This window comes from Alteromonas gracilis (genome assembly GCF_036870955.2).
GTDB classification, from domain to species: domain Bacteria; phylum Pseudomonadota; class Gammaproteobacteria; order Enterobacterales; family Alteromonadaceae; genus Alteromonas; species Alteromonas gracilis_A.
This window is the reverse complement of the sequence record NZ_CP145482.2, coordinates 510,939-530,219: the sequence shown is the minus strand read 5'-3', so window position 1 is coordinate 530,219 and position 19,281 is coordinate 510,939. Positions and strand designations below refer to the sequence as shown.

Here is a 19,281-nt window from a genome sequence, read left to right as displayed (position 1 = left end):
TTTATTCAAACTGAAAACGCATAAGTCACTCTGCTGTACTTAAAACCTGTGGGGAACCCTTTCGATGTAACGCACTCTACACTGTATGAGTATGTTTTTGTTTAAGTGCCTTGTTGTTTTCATGTGCTGTGCACACTCCAAAGTTCGCGAAAAGTCGCTACTCATGCAATGCGCTTATTGCGCGTTATGCAAACTTATCAACCCTAACAAAAAGATCATTTGCCAAATGGATAAATCAAATACAATTGCCTGTCAGCTTTATGATTATGTTGAAATTGCGTGTATGTATAAATTACACGTGAAAGCGGTATTTAAAAACGGTGATGAAGTTGAAGGACAAGCCATGAATACGGGTATTGTCCAATTCGACTCAGGCGCTCAAGAGTGCTTATTGGTCAAAACACAAAACGATGAAAACCTACAAACCATTGTGTTGTGTAACTTGGTTAAGCTTGTTGCAGTCACAGAAAACCCGCATTTCAGCGAAGTGTACTTTTAATAAAAAGCCCGCTGCGATAGAGTGCTGACCAACTTAGCTCTTCTTGTTTTATTGAGTAGTATATGACCAAAAACGTTTCAGCTGTTACCTTTTTTGTCGATGATTACGACAACTCTATCAACTACTTCACAGAAGTTCTTGGTTTTACGCTTACCGAAGATAAAACGAACGGCGAAGACAACCGTTTTGTTTTGGTAACGCCTAAAGGTGGGAATACAAGCTTACTGCTGGCAAAAGCAAAATCAGATGAAGAAAAACTACTCGTTGGTCGTCAAGCGGCGGGGAAGGTGTTTCTTATTCTTAACACTGATGATTTTTGGCGCGACCATAAGCAGTTTACGGCGAAAGGCGTTAAATTTCTTGAGACACCGCGTGAAGAGGTGTACGGCATAGTGGCCATTTTTGAAGACTGCTATGGCAATAAATGGGATCTCATTCAAAATGCATAACACACAAGTTCAACTTGGCTAAGGGAGTCATAACGTGCAGGCCATGAAACGTTCAATCATTGCTGACATTGTGGCTATCGCAGCCATCGCGCTTTTGATCACGACCACGTTTTATTGGATTGAAGCACGCAAAGAAGTTATCTATCTGTGCGATAATTTCACGCCAGGTGTTTCTAAAAAAAGCGTTTTGCGTCAGTTAGGCACTGCCGAATTACTACTATGGGACACCACGTTTATTGCCAATGGCAGTAAAATAGAAGCATATAGCCCACTTCATTTGGGATATATGCAATGCAGTGTCGAGTTCAATAAACAAGATATCGTGGTGTTTTCGATTGTCGAGTAGTGGCAAAAACGAACTCTTTTGGTGCAACGTTTACATCACGGCAACACCTTATTCACTGCCCTGCTAAAAGTCGTAAAGGCAGACTTACCATGTGCCATTTCGCCAGTCTGTTTTACTTTCCGTCAAACTGTAAGTTGTTGTGCTGTAAACGTATAATTACATTGTGTCTTCTCAACGCAATTGTCTTCTTATGCAAAAAACCAAACACAGTGTCATCGAGGATGTTTTCGCCCTAGTAAGCGCTAGCTTGTTTGTTGCGTTTGGCGTTTTTCTATTTCAATCACAAGATTTAATGGTTGGCGGTGCTGCAGGCTTAGCGTTGCTTGGCACGTACGCTTTTGACATGAATTTCGGTCTGTTATTTTTCCTTATTAATTTGCCGTTTTATGCGCTGGCATGGACGCAGATTAGCAAGCGATTTACCTTAAACACGTTTATTTCAGTGACTACCGTCTCTGTATTAACTGAGCAAATTCCCGCGTTTGTTGATATTAGCCATGTAAATCCTTTTTTTGCCGCGGTTTTCGGCGGTATTTTGATTGGCGTGGGCATGCTAATCATGTTCCGTCACAGCTCAAGCTTGGGTGGTGTGGGGATTATGGCATTTTACCTTCAACAGCGATTTAACGTACGTGCGGGCTCGTTTCAATTAACGGTCGACACTTGCATATTACTTTGCGCCCTATTTTTCATACAGTGGCACCTTGTGCTTATTTCTATATTGGCAGCGTTTTGTTTAAACATGGTGATTTCACTGAACCACCGCCCAGAACGTTACTTCCCGGTACAAGAAGAAAAAGAACAGGCAAAGGTTCAGGCTGAAACGTCACATCACCATGACGAAATCGATGGTGATATGCATCCACAAAATGGCTAATAGCCATATGGCACACTAATAAAAAGCCCGGTTACGCATTACGCGACAACCGGGCTTTTTTTTATATCTCTAATTGATAACGCTTATTTGTATTTCTTTGCTGTCGAAAACCAATATCTATTGCTTTTTCTGCACTGGTCTAGACGGTCGACTTACTACTCCACGATTTACTCTAGGGCGAGAAAACGAAGTACGCATACAAACCTCACTTATGAGTTTGTCTTGTGCAGTTGTAGGTGACACATTCACCGCAATCCCGCATCAAAACATCAACAGTATAGACCCAAACACTAGGGGTAAGTCTCATTCTTTTGGTGAATAGTGCTAGATAAAAATGTATATAGAGGGGGGCCACATTGGCACGGTACAGCTAGTCTTTTGAAAGATAGTGCTTTTTATAATACTGCCAAGCCTGCACTATGAATTTCCGCTTTGCACTAAAGATATTTAACAATTCTTGGCACGCGTTGTGACACCCGCGTCATGAGTTCATAGTCAATCGTGCCTGCACACTTTGCCACCTCGTCTATAGCAACATGCTCACCCCACAATTCGACCATGTCACCAATAGTCACATTTGCAATGTCGGTCACGTCAATGGTGATCATATCCATAGAAACGCGGCCAACAAGTTGCGCTCTCTGCCCTCGCACCATGACTGGAGTGCCGTTTGGACAGTGCCTTGGATATCCGTCTGCATAGCCTATCCCGACCGTTGCAATTCGACTGGGCTTTGATGCAGTCCATGTTTGACCATAACCGACTCCCTCGCCTTGAGGCACATCTCTTACGGCCAAAATACTTGCTCGCAGGGTCATGGCTGGCATAAGAGGCATATCGCTAACGTCGATAGATGACACCTTGCCCCCATAAACACCAAGGCCAAGTCTATTCCATTTCGCATGGCTATCTTGCCAGTTCACCGTGGCTGGCGAATTTGCGAGGCTCAATGGAAAATTAAGCGGTAAAACAACCTTTTCAAACGCGTCTAGTTGGCGTTGGGTAAAAGCGTTATCAACATCATCGGCACAGGCAAAGTGTGTCGCGATAACCGTTTCATCACTTAACAGGTGCTGGTAACGCTCAACAATGTTGGGCATATCATCGAGCGCAAACCCAAGACGGTGCATACCGCTGTCTGATTTCAACCAAATATGCGGTCGCATCTCTTTTGGACATGCATCTAGCCATTGTAGTTGTGCTTCACAATGCATCACCAAGATGCAATTATGCTGAAACGCCATTTGGCACTCTTTGGCCTGGTGTGCACCTTCTAGCACCACAATTGGCGCAGTTATCCCAGCATCACGAAGGGCAATAGCTTCTTCGATAATTGCCACCGCAAACCGAGAGGAAACGTGCTGTAATATTCGCGCAACGTTTACCGCGCCATGTCCATACGCATCGGCTTTCACCACCGCCATAGACTGGCTTGTCGGCGCTCGAGCAGACAGTTGCTTAAAATTGTGCAATAGCGCGTCGGCGTGAATAATAGCTTGCGTTTGACGACTCACAGAAAACTCGTTTCCCGAAAAAGAATAAGAAAATAAACAAAGCCAAATTGTATCATGAGTTTATGAAAAACGTGCATTTTGGCGTGGCAACGAGCGTCGTTTGTTTCTTGTTGTAAAAAATATCGCTATGCTTGCGATTTTACTCCAAGCAATGCACTAGGGCTTTCTATGTCATCAACTTCGACATCGGCAAACGACACCACACATTCACTTGCACATGCATTAAATCGCATTATTTCTGAAGGCAGAAACCCTGATACGCTAGACATAGATACCCTTTCCACAACCGGTATATTGCAACGTATTAATGATGAAGACGCTAAAGTGGCAGACGCTGTTAAGTCTCAATTAAGTGCCATTGCCAGCGTTGTTGATGCGGCAACAAAGAGCATCCAAAAAGGTGGACGGCTTATCTACATTGGAGCGGGTACCAGTGGCAGGCTTGGTATTTTGGATGCCGTGGAATGTCGCCCAACTTTTAGTGTGCCTGATTCAATGGTAGTAGGAATAATCGCCGGCGGTGAAAAAGCTATTCAACATGCTATAGAAGGTGCTGAAGACAACGTTGAAGCGGGTCGTGATGACCTAAAAGCAATTGCACTATCCTCACATGACACCGTTGTAGGCATTTCTGCCAGCGGACGCACACCGTATGTCAGCGGTGCGCTTCACTATGCTCGTACACAAGGCTGCTTTACTGGTGCACTGGCGTGCAGTCCAAACGCCGCTATTTTTGCTGATGCCGATGCGGCTATTTGCCCAATTGTCGGCCCCGAGGCATTAACAGGAAGTACACGGATGAAGTCGGGTACTGCACAAAAGATGGTGCTTAATATGATAAGTACCACTACCATGATCAAGCTGGGAAAAACCTTTGAAAACTTGATGGTGGACGTTAATGCAACAAATGAAAAGCTGAAAGCCAGGGCACTGCGCATTGTTATGCAAGCCACCCAATGTGATGAGTCGACAGCGAAGCAAGCGCTAGTCGACAGCAAAAACAAAGCAAAAACAGCCATTTTGATGATTCTGACAGGCGTAAGTGCAGCTCAAGCCGAAAAGCAACTTAATGATCACCAAGGTTTTTTGCGCTCAGCCGCTGATAAAAAAGCCCAAAGCCCGCGTTAATGATGAATACTACAAGCAAGATATTGAGGTATACGTTGCAATTTACTGTTAGGGCGAATATCAAACAACGTGTAAAAACACTGCTGACTATACCCTTAATGGCACTGGCGTTTGTCAGTTGCAGCGTTTTTAGTTTACACAATGAGGGCGCTAATCCCTCACTTAAGGTCTCTGCTTCACCACACAATTCCTCTCATACGTTTTCAGTGGGTGCACAGCGTTTTGAGCACTATTTGCCGTTATTGGAAAACAAGCGCGTAGCGTTAGTGGTCAATCAGAGCGCACTTGTGCCGTTACCCTCTTCAAGTGAAAGTAAACAGGTTGAAAAGGGGCGTTCAGTTCACCTGCTTGATGCGCTACTGCAACGCGGTGTCAATGTGCGCGCAATTATGTCACCAGAACACGGGTTTAGAGGTGACAAAGGCGCGGGAGAAAAAATAACCAATACCGTGGATAGCAAAACTGGCCTTCCTATTCACTCACTGTATGGCAAAACCAAAAAACCAACATCAGCCATGCTGCAAGATATCGATGTCGTGGTATTCGACATACAAGATGTTGGCGTTCGGTTTTATACATACTTAAGTACGCTACACTATGTCATTGAAGCAGCCTTCGCTCATGATATCGATGTGGTGGTACTAGACAGGCCAAACCCGAATGGGCGATTTGTTGATGGTCCAGTTTTAGAACCAACCTTCTCGTCATTTGTGGGTATGCATCCCATTCCCGTATTACACGGCATGACACTAGGTGAATTGGCGCAAATGATAGTTGGAGAAATGTGGATTGATGCGCCAAAAGAAACCCGTGCTTCGCTTACCGTTGTCCCCATCGCAGATTATTCACGTGATGTTATTTATTCACTACCAGTTGCACCTAGCCCAAATTTGCCGAACGATGCTGCCATTCAGTTTTACCCCACGCTATGTTTCTTCGAAGGTACCGATGTGAGTATTGGGCGCGGTACAGACTTTCCTTTTCAGCTTGTAGGCCACCCTTTAATTGAATTAGGTCAATCGTCAATCTCGGTTTCGGCCAATGATGCAGCCCCTTATCCAAAACATGAAAACGCCACGTTATTTGCACACAGTTTTAGCGCAGATAAGGTTTCAATGAATGATAAGAATGCACCATTAATGCACTTTGATCATACTCTATCGGGGTTAGATTTAGAGTTGCTGATTGCCACATATCGTCTATTCAAAATGAACAAGAAAGACGATATTAACTTTTTCACACGCCCGGAATTTTTCGATAAGTTAGCGGGTACTAACCGCTTAAGAAAAATGATAGAAGATGGAAAATCTGCTGAGCAAATTCGCCAGTCATGGCAGGAAAACCTCGTACGTTTCAAGGCTCAAAGACAGCCCTATTTGCTTTATCCTGAGTGAAAAAACATCTATGTTGGTCGGCGTATTCTAGAACGATGTTAGAGCATATCAAAAATTTGAGTAAGCACTTACATACTAAAAATTTAACTTCGTATTTGACGTATCATTTCTAGAACCAAATTCGAAAAAAAACAAATAGCAAGTACCCACTATCAATAAAAGCCAATAAAAAAATGGAGTAATAAAAACTAACCTTTTTCATCTTCGTCGTGTTTTTGTTGAACCAAGTTCGCCAAGTCTTGCTCAAGTTTGGCTTTTTGGGTCTTAAGTAAGTCTTTCTCGTTGCCGTCAGCACTGCTAAGTGCAGCTTCTATCGAGACCAACGACTCGGCTATTGCGGCTTTGCTTTTTTCGTGTTTTTCAGCATCTTCGGCTTTGTCAAAAATAACGTCTTCAGGAGAGGGGGATACGTCACTGTCGCTACTTAATGCTTGTGGTGTCTTGGCAATCATTTTTACACCGTCTGGTTGCGGTCGCTGATTAATAAAGCCAGGAGAGACTATTTCAATATCGTTATTATGAAGCGCGTCCAACACACACTTATGAAGCCGAGACCTAGCACTTAGAAGACTTTTTACCTCAAGTAATAAACCCGCTATTCGATAGCTGACAGAAAAGTCACCCAAAGATATCACTTGTACAAAAGGCTCAGTAAGCTTTGCGTTATGAGCGGCATCAATGAGGTGCTTTTCTATCACGCTGTGATGAATGTCATATCCTAAGCTTATATCAACGCTCACAATTGCCCCTGATGCGCGGGTGACGGTTACGGGGGTATTTACCATGAGTGTATTTGCAAAAGAAATGAGTTCCCTGCTTTCAGTTTGAACCTCTGTGTCGAGCAACCCCATTTCAGTAACCCGGCCGATGTACCCATCGACTTTGATAAAATCACCCACTTTAAAGGGCCGATTTACTCGAAGTACAAGGCCTACCATCACGTTGCCCACCATGGTGGTAGAGGAAAACGCGATGACACCAGAAATAAGCACACCAATTAGCGCGATAACTTGGTTACGAGTGCTTTCACTAATAAGCAGTGCCATGGCAATGACTACGGCTCCAACTACCGTTGAGACAAGCATTGTTATTTGTCGAGGCAGCTTTTGTTCGCTAGACAGGTGACGTTGTTTGCCAAGCAACATATAGTGCAGCGCCGATAGCGTTGCTATCACAAATACCAACGCTATAGCCAAAGGCAGGAACGCTTTCATTTCATTTAGCAATGCTGAAAGCGAAAAAACCTCTTCCATAAAACGTTCCTTAATTTTTAATCAATGTTGTAAAATTAACGCAATTTCAACATGTTAATTAGATTGAGTGAGTGTGACAGGAGAGCGTCCTTGCCCTTGAATCTCACCCACTATCACTTTAGCAAGCGCATTAAGCACTTCGCTCGTCACCACAAGCAACGCTTGGGCGCGCCCTTTTGCCAAAGTTACGTCATTCTCTGCAGTACTATTTTTTTCAATAACATAACTATGTGTTGCAATGGCAATATCTGCATATGGCTGCATAGACATTGCGACATAAGGCATACGTAGTGGCGCGAACACAACCGTCTTCCCTCTAGCTTTAGCATAGCCCATTACTTCTTTCATAAATGTATGAAGCTGTGTTTGTGTGGCACGGTGTTTCAGATTTTGCACACTATCTAAGCCACCGAGTTCATAAGTTGCATGCCGTGGTGTGATATCACCAACCACGAGTACATCGGTATCGTTAATTAACTTTTTCACTAAAGAAATACTGGGTAATTCGACCATTGGCAAGCAGGCAAACTGAAAATGAGAAAGCGCTTTCTCATTATTAGCAAATCGCGTTAAAAGTGCGTTTTCAAAGGCCAGACAACGAGCTGCATCCGGCATGAGAGTTAAAAATCGACGAGAGGTTAATGGCAGGTATGACTTTCCATAAAGCACTGAGACCGATGCCTTGGAAAGCGCTTTCTTCAGTTGATTTCCTTTACGTCTTAGTGACTGAGGTTCATTAATGTCTTGGTTTTCTTCTGCTTCATCAATCCACCATGTAACAGGCTTTGATACAAATCGTTCTAGTTGAAAGCGCTGTTTAGTTTTTGCAATACGCGCGAAAGATGCCCGCTGCACAGCCCTACTCTCTTTTTGCGAATAAAGTGTTTTGGCAACGTTATCGAGAAGCTGTATAAAGCGCGCAATATCCTGCTTATTTCGAATGATAAAAGGCATTAAGGCAATGTCGGCATCAAGCATTAAAGGCACGAACCATAGCTTCTTCTTGTGTAAAAAACTGAGCTATACCCGCCATGTCTAACGCGTCGGTCACCACCAGCCCATCGTATCCCAATTGATTTCTTAGGAGCTCAGTGAGAATTCGTTTTGACAATGTTGCTTGCGTACAACTTGTTGAACACCATTTTTGTCAATCAGCGTTGTATCATCAAGCGAGGGATATTGAATATGAGCACTCATTACCATTGCAGGGGCTGAAGTACTGTTAATGATGTTGGCAAAAGGAAGAACGTCGGTAGCCAATGCTTTAGTTTTAGGGTGCGCAACCTTTGGTAGGCCGCTGTGACTATCTACATGCGTATCTCCATGTCCTGGAAAATGTTTTATCGCGCTGAGTACCCCTGCATTTTGCAGCGCGCCAACAAATGCTTGCCCCAAAGCGCTAACATGAAGCGGGTTTTCAGAGAAACTGCGAATATTAATAACAGGGTTTTTCGGCTCGCTGTTAACGTCGACAGACGGCGCAAAGTTAGTATTGATGCCTAAAGGTAGCAACGTGTGCCCAATGTGCTCGGCAACATTTTTAGCAAATGCGGTGCCGTGTTTATGATAGGTTGCCCCAATGGCCATATTGCCAGCAAACGGCGCAAGTATTGAGGGAGGCATTCTGGCTACCCGTCCCCCTTCTTGATCAACGGCAATAAAAAGCGGTGAACGCCCGTTTGTTACCATGTGTTCTTGCAATGCGTAATTTAACGAGATGACTTGCTTCGCATCTACGATATTCTCTGAGAACAGTATCACCCCACCAATATTCTGCGTGCTTAGCAGTGTCTTTAATTCATCAGGTGCCGAGGTCATGGGCGTTTTGCACGCAGAAGACGTCGTGTTGTCTTGGCAAAAATAGCGAAAATCAAGAATGACTTTTTGACCCAGTTTATCTCGAAATAACGCAAATTCACTTTCTTGTTGATTGAACTGAAGCGTTTGCTTTTCAGCGTCTACATTCAATGTTTGTGCAGCGGTTACATGTGCAAAACCAGCAAACATAATGAGCGAAAAACAAAAGAAAAAAGAAAACCTTAAGGGCTTAATACGAATTGGAAATTGCAATGTTGATCTTATCCTTGGTAACACAACGCACAATACGGTACGCTACCACAAATCGGTACATTCTGGGATAATGAACTGCTCGGATAACCCTGAAATGCGCCGACTCTCTAACATCACACTGTTGTTTGGCGCACATAGCCAAGCCCGTTTAACAGCACACTCATAACAAGATTGGAAAGAAGTATGGATTGGATGTCAGTCATCCCCCCTTGGTCGCCATTGTCGTTGTATTTTGGAAAAAGGAAGTCATTCTGGCGCTGGCGCTTGCCGTACTGTGTGCAGAAGCACTTATTCTCGTTAATGGCGATATAACACAAAGCTATTTAGCCCCAATCAACGCCATTGAGCGCGTGGTAGATACGGCTTCAAGCCCAGGCAACACGCGAGTGTTGATCTTCTCGGTGTTAGTTGGCGCCTTGCTCGCTTTTATACGTGATTCTGGCGGCGTGACAGCTACCGTTAACTATCTTGTAAACAAAGGTGTTGCTAAGAGCCGTAGACAAGTAGGTGGCTTGACAATGTTTACCGGGGTTGCTGTTTTCATTGAATCAAACCTCAGTGTGCTTACTGCCGGGATCTTCGCTCGAGGGCTGTTTGACCGTTTTGGTATGAGCCGAGCAAGACTGGCTTATATTATTGACTCGACCAGTGCACCTGTCTGCATTTTGATTTTACTGAATGGTTGGGGCGCATTTATTTTAAGCTTGCTTGACGCGTATGAGTTACCCGCTTCTTCAGCATCTATTTTATGGGGCAGCGTCTTTTTTAACTTCTACGCCATTTTTACGCTGCTTATTGTCGCCTACACCATTTCAGCAGACAAAGTGCATGGCCCCATGCAAGAAGAAGAGCATGCTATGTCTTCGACCGAAGCCACGCACGTAGCAGAGCCTGCAACCAAAGCGCGATTTATGTTGGTCCCTTTGCTGGTTATGGTACTCAGCATGGTCGGCTTTATGTTTTGGACAGGCAACGGCGTCCTCTCTGAAGGCAGTGGCAGCAAGTCAGTACTTTATGCCACAGCACTCTCCACGGCTATTGCTTACGGGTTACTGTTATTTCACAAACGTTTTACTCATCAGCAGGCAGTGGAAATAGGCTTTAAGGGCATGGGAGAGTTGCTTCCCTTGGTCACCATTGTTTTACTGTCACTAACGCTTGGCAATAGCTTAAAAGTTTTGGGAACGGGCGTGTTTGTTGCTTAGGCATTGTTGGTGAATACCTGCCACTTGTACTTATTGTCCCTATGCTGTTTATTGCAGGTGCCATTATGTCCTTCACAACAGGGACATCGTGGGGCACATTTGCCATTCTAATTCCCATTGGTGTTCCGCTTATCCAAAGCCTTGGTCTACCGCCATCGCTTGTGATTGGCGCTATTTTAGGCGGCGGCATTTTCGGTGATCACTGCTCCCCTATTTCAGACACCACTGCGGTATCGTCTCTTGCAGCTTATTGCGATGTATTAACGCACGTTAAGACACAATTTCCTTACGCCCTGTTTGCCGGGGCGCTGACGTTAGTGGCGTACTTTATTGCCAGCATTCTCATGCTTGGCTGATGCGCGCAGCCTGTAACCTTTTATTCGGAACTGGGGGGATCGCATTTAATGGAGATTTATATGACAAAACGGACAACTAAAAGTATTACTTCACTTATTCTGCTTTTTGCACTGAGTGCGGTTACGGCCTGCACTCAGTCGGCTACGACTAAGGCAACGCATACTACGTCCTTTGAATCTGCTGTGCCCGCCAGCCTAAATGAACAAGCAGTAGCCATGCCTGATAGTTATAGTGCAGACGCTGCGATGCAAGTGTTAAGAGAGGGGGTAACGCCATTGACGCTGCCATTACTGCACAATTTGTTTTGGCGGTAACGCTGCCAGAGGCAGGAAATGTTGGCGGTGGGGGCTTTATGACAATAAAGTTCGAAGACACAACTGATTTCTTAGACTATCGCGAAATGGCCCCTGCTGCTGCACAACGCGATATGTATCTTGACGATGCCGGTAATGTCAAAACCTATGAACTCCTGTTTGGCGCCAAAGCGTCAGGCATTCCAGGAACGGTGGCGGGCATGTGGGCAGCCCACAAAAAATACGGCACATTAAGTTGGCAGCGACTGCTTGCACTGAGCGGTCGACCTTGCACAAAACGGCTTTGTTGTGCATGAGAAGCTGGCAAACAACATTGAGCGTTATATTGCGCGAACAAAAAAAGAGGGCTAACCAGCAACTTTGCCGATTACTTCGGACAAGCAAAAACAGGTACGCTGTTTAAACAGCCTGAGTTAGCAAGGACCCTGTTGGCCATTCAGGAAAACGGACAAGATGGCTTTTATAAGGGTGACGTTGCTAAACACATTGTTAACTTTATGCAGCAAAACGGCGGACTAATTACCCATGAAGACTTATTAGCGTATAAGGCAGTGTGGCGAAGCCCGCTTCACCTTAGTTGGCAAGGGTACCAGCTTGTTACCGCGCCACCACCTAGCTCTGGTGGTGTTGCCGTTGCGCAGTGGATTGGCATGTTAGAAGCATTTAGCGAAGCGAATGCCCTGCCACAACAAAACACCCCTGAATACATTCATCTAATGTCTGAAATAGGTAAGCGCGTGTTTGCAGATAGAGCAGAATACATGGGCGATCCTGATTTTGTGAGCGTGCCCGTTGAAGCGCTAACCGCCCCAGATTATATTTCAGCGCGCGCAACGGAAGTAAACCCCAAGCGTATTTCCGATACCCCAGCTATTAAACCCGGTCTTATAGAAAGTGAAGATACCACGCACTTTTCAGTCATGGACAAATGGGGGAATGCCGTCGCCAATACCACCACTATCAACCTGACTTTTGGCAGTGGTGTCGTGGTAACAGGAGCGGGCTTTTTATTAAATGATGAAATGGACGATTTTAGCGCCAAGCCTGGGGTTCCCAACTTCTTTGGTGCGGTAGGTGGTGAAGCAAACGCCATTGCCCCATACAAGCGCATGCTCTCTTCAATGACGCCTACGCTTGTAACTAAAGATGGGAACGTAGTATTAGTTACAGGTTCACCGGGTGGTACCACAATAATATCCTCAGTAACACAATCGCTGTTAAACGCAATTTTATTCGATATGAGTGCTGAAGCATCAGTGAATACACCACGTTTTCACCACCAGCTTCTACCCAAAGACACCATACGCATGCACGACGGCTTTAATGAAGAAACTATCAAGGGCCTAGAGGCACTTGGCTATACCATTGATAATCGTCGTTTTGGTGATGTTCACCTCATAAAGAAAACGTCAACAGGTCTTGAGGCTGCCTCCGAGCGAAGCGGCAGAGGAAAAAGCATAGTAGAGAGCGTGGAAGAGAGCACTCACCATTAATAAAAACCACCGCTATTTGAAATAAACGGTCTGCGCGCTTTACAACAACAGCGCAGACTCTATAGCGACAAACTTCGACGCTACATTTTTTAGGCTGTCAGCGGTTAATGTGGGGACGCCGTACACCTTGACCGTTTTACCTTTACTTTTTAACGCGTCTACCAAAATATCAAAATCACCATCGCCCGACACAAGAATAACCTCATCGACGCTATCGGCGTGTTCAAGCGCATCGACCGTTATTCCTACATCCCAATCGCCTTTAGCCGAACCATCGCTTCGTTGGATAAAGGGTTTGAGCTTGACCTCAAAACCAATAGCGCGAAGAATATTTTGAAACTCGCGCTGCTTGTTATCCCCTCTATCTATTGCGTAGGCAAAAGCTTTATCGATGTCACTGCTCTCACTAACAGTTCGCCAAAATAGGTTGTAGTTGAAGTTACGTTTGTATGCCTGACGACAGGTATAGTAGACATTTTGCACATCGACTAACACAAGTGCATTTTTCACGTTATTTGATCCCTAAAGCAATAGCGACACGCATAATGCCTTTAAAAGTTGCGGAATACGAGTCATTCTGCTTGTATAGATAGTGCTATACAACAATAACAATAAGACAAAAACAATGAACAAGTTTATGCGTGCGCTTCATAATTACTTGGGCCTTATCTTGTGTATTCAAATAGGTCTGTGGTTTCTCAGTGGTTTGGTTATGGCGTACTTGCCCATTGAGGAAGTACGAGGGAGTCACTTACGCACAAACATTAATACCGCGTGGCACAATGCTGCCGTTAGCCCCTCTACTATTTTAAGCCAACATAGTGAAAAAGCGTCGATAGCGATGACCTATCGGTTGCACCAACAAGTCGACGCATTAAGTAGCTACCCAGTTTATGAAGTTCGCGATCTTGGCAAAGTGTATCGCTACAGTGCACTTGATGGTTTGCGTATCGCTCCTATCGACAAAGAGACCATTAGCGCACTGGCGAGCAAGCAATATCAGGGAGAAGGCACGTTAAAAGAAAGTGTGCTTATTAGTGAACTGCCACAGGAAGTACAAAATCTAGCCCCGCCTCTTTGGCAAATAGCTTTTGACGATGACAACGGCACGCGTTTTTATCTAGACCCAAACACCGGTGCCGTACAACGTGTACGAACAGACACCTGGCGGCTATTTGACTTTATGTGGATGCTCCACATTATGGATTACAAAGACCGCAGTAATTTTAACAGCCCACTGCTGATAGGCTTTTCAGCCAGCGCATTATTATTCACGTTAACGGGTATTGTGCTGCTATATCACCGCTTTCGCCCTCGCCGACGTCGCAGCATTTTTACAAGACAATCGCTGTAGATTAAACAGCGATGAATGCGTTTCGGCGTGCATAAAGCGTTAAACGGCAAATAACTGCTCTATGTTCGCAAAAGCTTTAAACTCCAGTGCATTGCCGAACGGATCTTCAAAAAACATCGTTGCTTGCTCGCCAGTTTGCCCCTTAAAGCGAACATAAGGCGCAATGACAAAATTGACGTTGGCCGCCTCAAGTTTTGTCGCTAAGGTTTGCCAATCATCCATAGACAATACCACCCCAAAATGAGGTACAGGTACTGCGTGGTTATCAACACCGTTATGCGAAGGCGATGAAGGCATTTGCTCGACACAGTGCGTGACAAGCTGGTGGCCAAAGAAATTCCAATCTATCCACTGAGTATCGCTACGGCCCTTTTTACACCCGAGTAATTCACCATAAAACGCATTCGCGTCGTCCAAATTAGTGACGGGAATAGCCAAATGAAACGGCTGTGGCATAACAATTCCTTTTATAGAAACTTCTTAAGTAGTGAAAGCTTTAGCTTTGAAAATGGCGCGTATCTAAACGGTACATCAAGCGCAAATGAACGCTTCATAACGGTTTTTAAATGACTAAACGTATCAAAGCCATGGCGCCCGTGGTAACTGCCCATACCGCTATTGCCCACACCACCGAAAGGAAGCTCAGGGTTGGTCATAAACATCATCGTATCGTTGGTACATACGCTGCCTGAACTGGTGCGATTGATAATATGGTCAAGCACGTCGTCGCTATCACTGAATGCATACAGCGCCAGTGGTTTCGGACGGTCGTTAACAAAGGCAATCCCCTCATCAATACTATTAACGGTGACTATAGGCAGAATGGGGCCGAAAATTTCTTCTTTCATCACAGGGCTGTCTAACGATGGCTCCAATACCAGCGTTGGCGACATTGCCGGGCGCGCTTCGTCAAGCTCTCCACCATAAACCACATTCACTCTATCGAGATAGCTTTCTAGGCGTTTGAAGTGGCGGTGATTGATAATATTACCGTAGTCTCGTGATGCCATAGGGTTCTTGCCATACTGCTTTTTAAGCTCTTTTTTGATGGCATCAATAAGCTTATGCTCAAAGCCCTTTTCGACAATGACGTAATCCGGTGCAATGCAGGTTTGCCCGGCATTCATCCATTTACCCCATACAAGGCGTCTTGCGGTAACACTTAAGTTAGTACTTTTGTCGACAAAACATGGACTCTTTCCACCTAGTTCTAGCGTGACTGAGGTGTTAGGTGCCTTGCGGCTGCACTCATAACAATTTTACCGACAGCTTCGCCGCCTGTGTAAAAGATATGATCCCATTTACATGCCAGTAATGCCGTGGATTCGTCTTTACCGCCTTCAATCACTTCAACACAAGACGCATCCATATATTGCGGAATTAGTTTGGCAATAAGAGAAGACGTCTCTGCTGCTAACTCAGATGGTTTAAGTACCGCACAATTTCCTGCCGCAAGTGCAGCAATATAAGGTGCGAGTAATAGCTGTAGCGGGTAGTTCCACGCGCCAATGATTAAGACCGTGCCCAGTGGCTCTGGCTGTTGAAAACTTTTACCCGGCCACGCCACCATGGGTGTAGACACTTTTCGAGGTTTTACCCATTTATCGAGGTGCTTGAGCGTATGGTCGATGTCAGACAACAAAAACCCCTGCTCTGCTACCATGGCCTCTGTTTCACATTTGCCGAGATCTTTCTTCAAAGCTTGTAAAATGTCGTGCTGGTTTTCCTCCAGCATTCGCTTTAATGCCAATAGCTGTGTTTTACGCCAATCAAGCGATTGGGTTTTGCCCGTAATGAAGCTGTTATTCAGCTTTTCTACAGTATCAATAAAACAAATACCCGATTCCACTGCATGAAGAGAAGGTCTGTTTGGCATAAGAAGGCTCCAATAGCTTAAACAAGCGCGAAACAATTTACTGGTATCTTATATTAATAGGGATGTTGTGTGTCAACGCAACTAAATTGTTAATTAATGTTTAAGACATGAGTGCGTTCTACGCACCTTTTGCGCTGTTGGCGCTTGTTTTTCATAGATATAAAACAAAAAGCCCAGCAAATGCTGGGCTTTAAAATAGTTGTCGAAAACTAATCGTTACGCGTCGTAAGGGTGGCGCAATACAATCGTTTCGTTTCTGTCTGGACCTGTTGAAACAATATCAATTGGCACGCCAGTAAGCTCTTCTAGGCGCTTAATGTAGTTTTTAGCAGCTTGTGGAAGCCCTTCAAACTCAGTCACACCAAAGGTGTTATCTGACCAACCTGGCATTTCTTCATATACCGGCGTTACTTTCTCGTAACCGTCAGCAGCCATTGGAGGTACATCTTTTACGTTACCTTCAGCGTCTTTATAACCAACACAAATTTGAAGGCTTTCAAGGCCATCAAGTACGTCTAGCTTGGTCAAGCAGAAACCAGTGATAGAGTTGATTTGAACCGCACGCTTCATCGCTACAGCATCAAACCAACCTGTACGGCGTTTACGGCCAGTGGTTGCACCAAACTCGTGGCCTTTAACACCTAGGTGTTGACCCACTTCACATTCAAGTTCAGTTGGGAAAGGACCTGACCCTACGCGTGTCGTGTATGCTTTTACAATACCAAGTACGTAGTCTAGTTTTAGTGGGCCAAAGCTAAGCACCTGTTGCAACACCACCCACAGTGGTGTTTGACGACGTAACATAAGGGTATGTACCGTGGTCGATGTCTAAAAGCGTACCTTGTGCGCCTTCAAACATGATCGGCAAGCCCGCATTGTGTGCTTTATCAAGCTCATCAGTTACATCAACAACCATCGCCTTAAGCATGTCAGCAACGTCCATTGCACACTTTAATGTTTCATCAAAGTCTACCGCTTCAGCACCATAGTATTGAGTAAGCGTGAAATTATGTACGTCTAGCACTTCTTTTAGCTTCGCCGCGAAGTCTTCCGCGTTGAATAAATCGCCAACACGCAGGCCGCGACGCGCTACTTTATCTTCGTATGCTGGTCCGATACCACGACCTGTCGTACCAATTGCTTTCGCGCCACGCGCTTTCTCACGCGCTACGTCAAGAGCAATGTGGTAAGGAAGAATAAGCGGACATGCTTCACTAATTTTCAATCGCTCGCGCACTGGAACACCGCGCTCTTCAAGCATGGTAATTTCTTTCATTAGTGCGTCAGGGCTAAGCACAACACCGTTACCGATGATACAGGTAACGTTATCGCGAAGGATGCCTGATGGGATTAAGTGAAGAACGGTTTTTTCACCGTCGATTACTAGAGTGTGACCTGCATTGTGCCCGCCTTGGTAGCGAACAACATATTTTGCGCGATCTGTGAGTAGGTCTACGACCTTGCCTTTACCCTCGTCACCCCATTGAGTGCCGAGTACCACAACGTTCTTTGCCATGAATCATATGTGTAAGAAAATTAGGCGGGGATTCTACAAAATTCTTGCCCAAGGATCACCCCCTTTTCGAACAAAAATACAACGAATCTATGATTATTTTCAGGCGCGCTCGCACGGCCGTCCGGCAGAATATCGATTCAAAACCGCATCGTTAACTCTAACACGTTAATTTTAAAGGTATTACCAATTACCGTCTTTCAAGAACCTGAACAAATGGTCTATACGCTATGTAAAATATAAAAATAACAGCACACCGATTATAACCAGTGTTCCGCCAATTTGACGAAGCTGGTTACTCGGCTGCTGACTAATCTGTAGTAGATAATTTCGCCATTTGTTAGGGAAAAGTAGTGGCCCTAATCCTTCAATGATAAGTACTAGCGCACATGCAGGAAGTAACCATTCCATTGTCACTTCCCCTTAATCTATTTCGCCAAGTGCACCTAGATTGATGTAATCCGGTGTGTGATAGAGCCCAAAGCCGAAGCGAAGCCTGTTTCCGCGAGAGTCTGTGAGTATTCCTTTTTCTTTTAATGAAGCGGCAAGAGCCTGCGTAACGTCAGCATTTGGTAACTCAAAAGTCAGAAAATGCCCTCGACAACTTGCTTCTTTTACAACTAAGTTAGTCTCGTTCAGTACACTGTGGTCTTGCTTTGCTAGTTCACTAAGAAACTGCTGCTGTATATGCATGACGTAATCATTAATCTTTTGAACTGTCAGGTCATTTTCTTCAAACAGGCGCAGTACCGCTCGCAGGCGATATAAAGCAGTAAAGTCCATCGTCGCACCCGCGAACCGCATACCATCCTGGCTGTACTGAACCGCATCTTTTCCAGCAATTTTACGCGGCTTGTCAAGGTGACCGAACTCTGCGAACCAGCCAGTATATGCGGGACGAAGTGTGGAGCCCGAAGGAACATGAGCAAAACATGCCCCTTCGCCCGCTTGCGCGTATTTATAACTCCCAGCCAAATAAAAAGCACGGTGGGCAATATCACTTAAGTCAGTCGGCTTAGCCATAAATCCGTGGTAGCCATCAACGACAATTAACGTATTGTCATTTGAAACGCTATTTACAATGCCACTTACATCATCAACGACGTAGCCTGAGTTAAAGAATACCTGACTAAAAAACACGAGGTGTGGATCATGCTCGGCTATCGCCGCCTTCATTCGCGCTGAGAATGTAGCAAACGGCTGGGTGGCTACGGTAATGAGCTCTATTGCGCCTTGTTCTTCTAGACGACTCGCCTGTCGCTGAAAGCTGTGAAACTCGCTGTCTGTCGATACCACTTTAAACGGTTTTGTCATATCAAAGCAACTCATAATTCTGTAGAGCAGCTCGTGAGTATTGGGGGCAAACACTATTTGTTCAGGTGCTCCCGTGTTTAGCAATGTGCTAATACGCTTCTGTAATTCTGGAACCAAGGTTTCGAAAAAAAAGCCCCACTTATGGTCGACATATTTCGCACTGTCGTCCCAGTAAGCCAACATGGCGTCTCGCGTACAGTCAGGCCAAAAGTAGTGGCTATGACAGGCGTAGTGTTGATTGTGTGAATTGGCTGAAAGAAACCCTGAGTAAAACTGCTGATATGACATGGTCAATTACCGTCGAATGTAAACCGCGTAAACCCTA

18 protein-coding genes and 4 pseudogenes are annotated in these 19,281 nt (G+C 45.0%); 11 read left to right on the top strand and 11 right to left on the bottom strand.

All coding sequences use genetic code 11. The annotated features are described in order from the left end of the window. The first annotated feature begins 226 nt into the window (after nucleotides 1-226). The 4 genes from V6N89_RS02535 to V6N89_RS02520 all read left to right on the top strand — a co-directional run bounded on the left by V6N89_RS02535 (nucleotide 227) and on the right by V6N89_RS02520 (nucleotide 2,171). Nucleotides 227-499: a Rho-binding antiterminator gene (locus tag V6N89_RS02535; protein WP_338519984.1), complete on the top strand. Its 273-nt coding sequence runs from the start codon at nucleotides 227-229 to the stop codon at nucleotides 497-499. Nucleotides 500-561: 62 nt separating this feature from the next. Continuing rightward, complete coding sequence (locus V6N89_RS02530; protein WP_338519982.1) at nucleotides 562-948, top strand: VOC family protein; 387 nt, start codon at nucleotides 562-564, stop codon at nucleotides 946-948. A gap of 34 nt (nucleotides 949-982) precedes the next feature. Then, entirely contained in the window at nucleotides 983-1,294 is a 312-nt protein-coding gene (locus V6N89_RS02525) for a hypothetical protein (RefSeq protein WP_338519981.1), read from the top strand. 190 nt (nucleotides 1,295-1,484) lie between these two features. Continuing rightward, nucleotides 1,485-2,171, top strand: coding sequence for a YitT family protein (locus V6N89_RS02520; RefSeq protein ID WP_346993364.1), 687 nt, complete (start codon nucleotides 1,485-1,487; stop codon nucleotides 2,169-2,171). 437 nt (nucleotides 2,172-2,608) lie between these two features. Here the strand turns inward: V6N89_RS02520 and alr are convergent, their stop codons facing one another. Continuing rightward, nucleotides 2,609-3,685 (bottom strand): alanine racemase, encoded by a 1,077-nt coding sequence (gene alr, locus V6N89_RS02515; RefSeq protein WP_338519979.1) that lies wholly within the window; start codon nucleotides 3,683-3,685, stop codon nucleotides 2,609-2,611. 168 nt (nucleotides 3,686-3,853) lie between these two features. Between alr and murQ the strand changes: the two genes are divergently transcribed. Further along, nucleotides 3,854-4,813 (top strand): N-acetylmuramic acid 6-phosphate etherase, encoded by a 960-nt coding sequence (murQ, locus tag V6N89_RS02510; RefSeq protein WP_346993363.1) that lies wholly within the window; start codon nucleotides 3,854-3,856, stop codon nucleotides 4,811-4,813. Continuing rightward, nucleotides 4,813-6,207 (top strand): exo-beta-N-acetylmuramidase NamZ family protein, encoded by a 1,395-nt coding sequence (locus tag V6N89_RS02505; protein WP_338519977.1) that lies wholly within the window; start codon nucleotides 4,813-4,815, stop codon nucleotides 6,205-6,207. The genes murQ and V6N89_RS02505 overlap by 1 nt, the downstream gene beginning before the upstream one ends. 188 nt (nucleotides 6,208-6,395) lie before the next feature. Here the strand turns inward: V6N89_RS02505 and V6N89_RS02500 are convergent, their stop codons facing one another. Genes V6N89_RS02500 through V6N89_RS02485 form a run of 4 tightly spaced genes read right to left on the bottom strand, consistent with a single transcriptional unit; the run spans nucleotide 6,396 to nucleotide 9,467 of the window. Then, nucleotides 6,396-7,460, bottom strand: coding sequence for a mechanosensitive ion channel family protein (locus V6N89_RS02500; protein WP_346993362.1), 1,065 nt, complete (start codon nucleotides 7,458-7,460; stop codon nucleotides 6,396-6,398). Nucleotides 7,461-7,514: 54 nt separating this feature from the next. Beyond that, the gene (locus tag V6N89_RS02495) at nucleotides 7,515-8,447 is read right to left on the bottom strand and encodes a hypothetical protein (RefSeq protein WP_346993361.1); all 933 of its coding nucleotides are present in this window, start codon (nucleotides 8,445-8,447) and stop codon (nucleotides 7,515-7,517) included. Beyond that, entirely contained in the window at nucleotides 8,431-8,532 is a 102-nt protein-coding gene (locus V6N89_RS02490) for a hypothetical protein (protein ID WP_346993360.1), read from the bottom strand. The genes V6N89_RS02495 and V6N89_RS02490 overlap by 17 nt, the downstream gene beginning before the upstream one ends. Nucleotides 8,533-8,540: 8 nt before the next feature. Further along, nucleotides 8,541-9,467, bottom strand: coding sequence for a glycoside hydrolase family 3 N-terminal domain-containing protein (locus V6N89_RS02485; RefSeq protein WP_346993359.1), 927 nt, complete (start codon nucleotides 9,465-9,467; stop codon nucleotides 8,541-8,543). Nucleotide 9,468: 1 nt separating this feature from the next. Here V6N89_RS02485 and V6N89_RS02480 point away from each other — a divergent pair, with 1 nt between their 5' ends. The 4 genes and pseudogenes from V6N89_RS02480 to ggt all read left to right on the top strand — a co-directional run bounded on the left by V6N89_RS02480 (nucleotide 9,469) and on the right by ggt (nucleotide 12,899). Next, nucleotides 9,469-9,696 (top strand): hypothetical protein, encoded by a 228-nt coding sequence (locus V6N89_RS02480; RefSeq protein ID WP_338519972.1) that lies wholly within the window; start codon nucleotides 9,469-9,471, stop codon nucleotides 9,694-9,696. 17 nt (nucleotides 9,697-9,713) lie between these two features. Then, nucleotides 9,714-11,091, top strand: a pseudogene (locus tag V6N89_RS02475) (Na+/H+ antiporter NhaC family protein). Nucleotides 11,092-11,151: 60 nt separating this feature from the next. Next, entirely contained in the window at nucleotides 11,152-11,406 is a 255-nt protein-coding gene (locus V6N89_RS02470) for a hypothetical protein (protein WP_346993358.1), read from the top strand. Next, nucleotides 11,397-12,899 (top strand): annotated as a pseudogene (ggt, locus tag V6N89_RS02465) (gamma-glutamyltransferase). Before V6N89_RS02470 ends, ggt begins: the two are co-directional and overlap by 10 nt. Nucleotides 12,900-12,938: 39 nt before the next feature. On the opposite strand, the gene V6N89_RS02460 reads toward ggt, so the two are convergent. Further along, entirely contained in the window at nucleotides 12,939-13,409 is a 471-nt protein-coding gene (locus V6N89_RS02460; protein WP_338519970.1) for an NYN domain-containing protein, read from the bottom strand. Between the two features lie 115 nt (nucleotides 13,410-13,524). Here V6N89_RS02460 and V6N89_RS02455 point away from each other — a divergent pair, with 115 nt between their 5' ends. Next, nucleotides 13,525-14,253, top strand: coding sequence for a PepSY domain-containing protein (locus tag V6N89_RS02455; RefSeq protein ID WP_338519969.1), 729 nt, complete (start codon nucleotides 13,525-13,527; stop codon nucleotides 14,251-14,253). Nucleotides 14,254-14,292: 39 nt separating this feature from the next. On the opposite strand, the gene V6N89_RS02450 is transcribed toward V6N89_RS02455, so the two are convergent. From V6N89_RS02450 to V6N89_RS02430, 5 genes and pseudogenes are all read right to left on the bottom strand, one after another. Continuing rightward, a complete protein-coding gene (locus V6N89_RS02450; protein WP_338519967.1) occupies nucleotides 14,293-14,709 on the bottom strand; it encodes a VOC family protein in 417 nt (138 codons plus the stop codon). Nucleotides 14,710-14,720: 11 nt separating this feature from the next. Then, nucleotides 14,721-16,129, bottom strand: a pseudogene (locus V6N89_RS02445) (aldehyde dehydrogenase family protein). Nucleotides 16,130-16,345: 216 nt separating this feature from the next. Beyond that, nucleotides 16,346-17,645: pseudogene (locus tag V6N89_RS02440) on the bottom strand (adenylosuccinate synthase). A 225-nt stretch (nucleotides 17,646-17,870) separates the two neighbouring features. Further along, nucleotides 17,871-18,053: a DUF2065 domain-containing protein gene (locus V6N89_RS02435; RefSeq protein WP_338519965.1), complete on the bottom strand. Its 183-nt coding sequence runs from the start codon at nucleotides 18,051-18,053 to the stop codon at nucleotides 17,871-17,873. A 12-nt stretch (nucleotides 18,054-18,065) separates the two neighbouring features. Continuing rightward, a complete protein-coding gene (locus V6N89_RS02430; protein WP_338519964.1) occupies nucleotides 18,066-19,244 on the bottom strand; it encodes an aminotransferase class V-fold PLP-dependent enzyme in 1,179 nt (392 codons plus the stop codon). Between the last annotated feature and the right edge of the window lie 37 nt (nucleotides 19,245-19,281).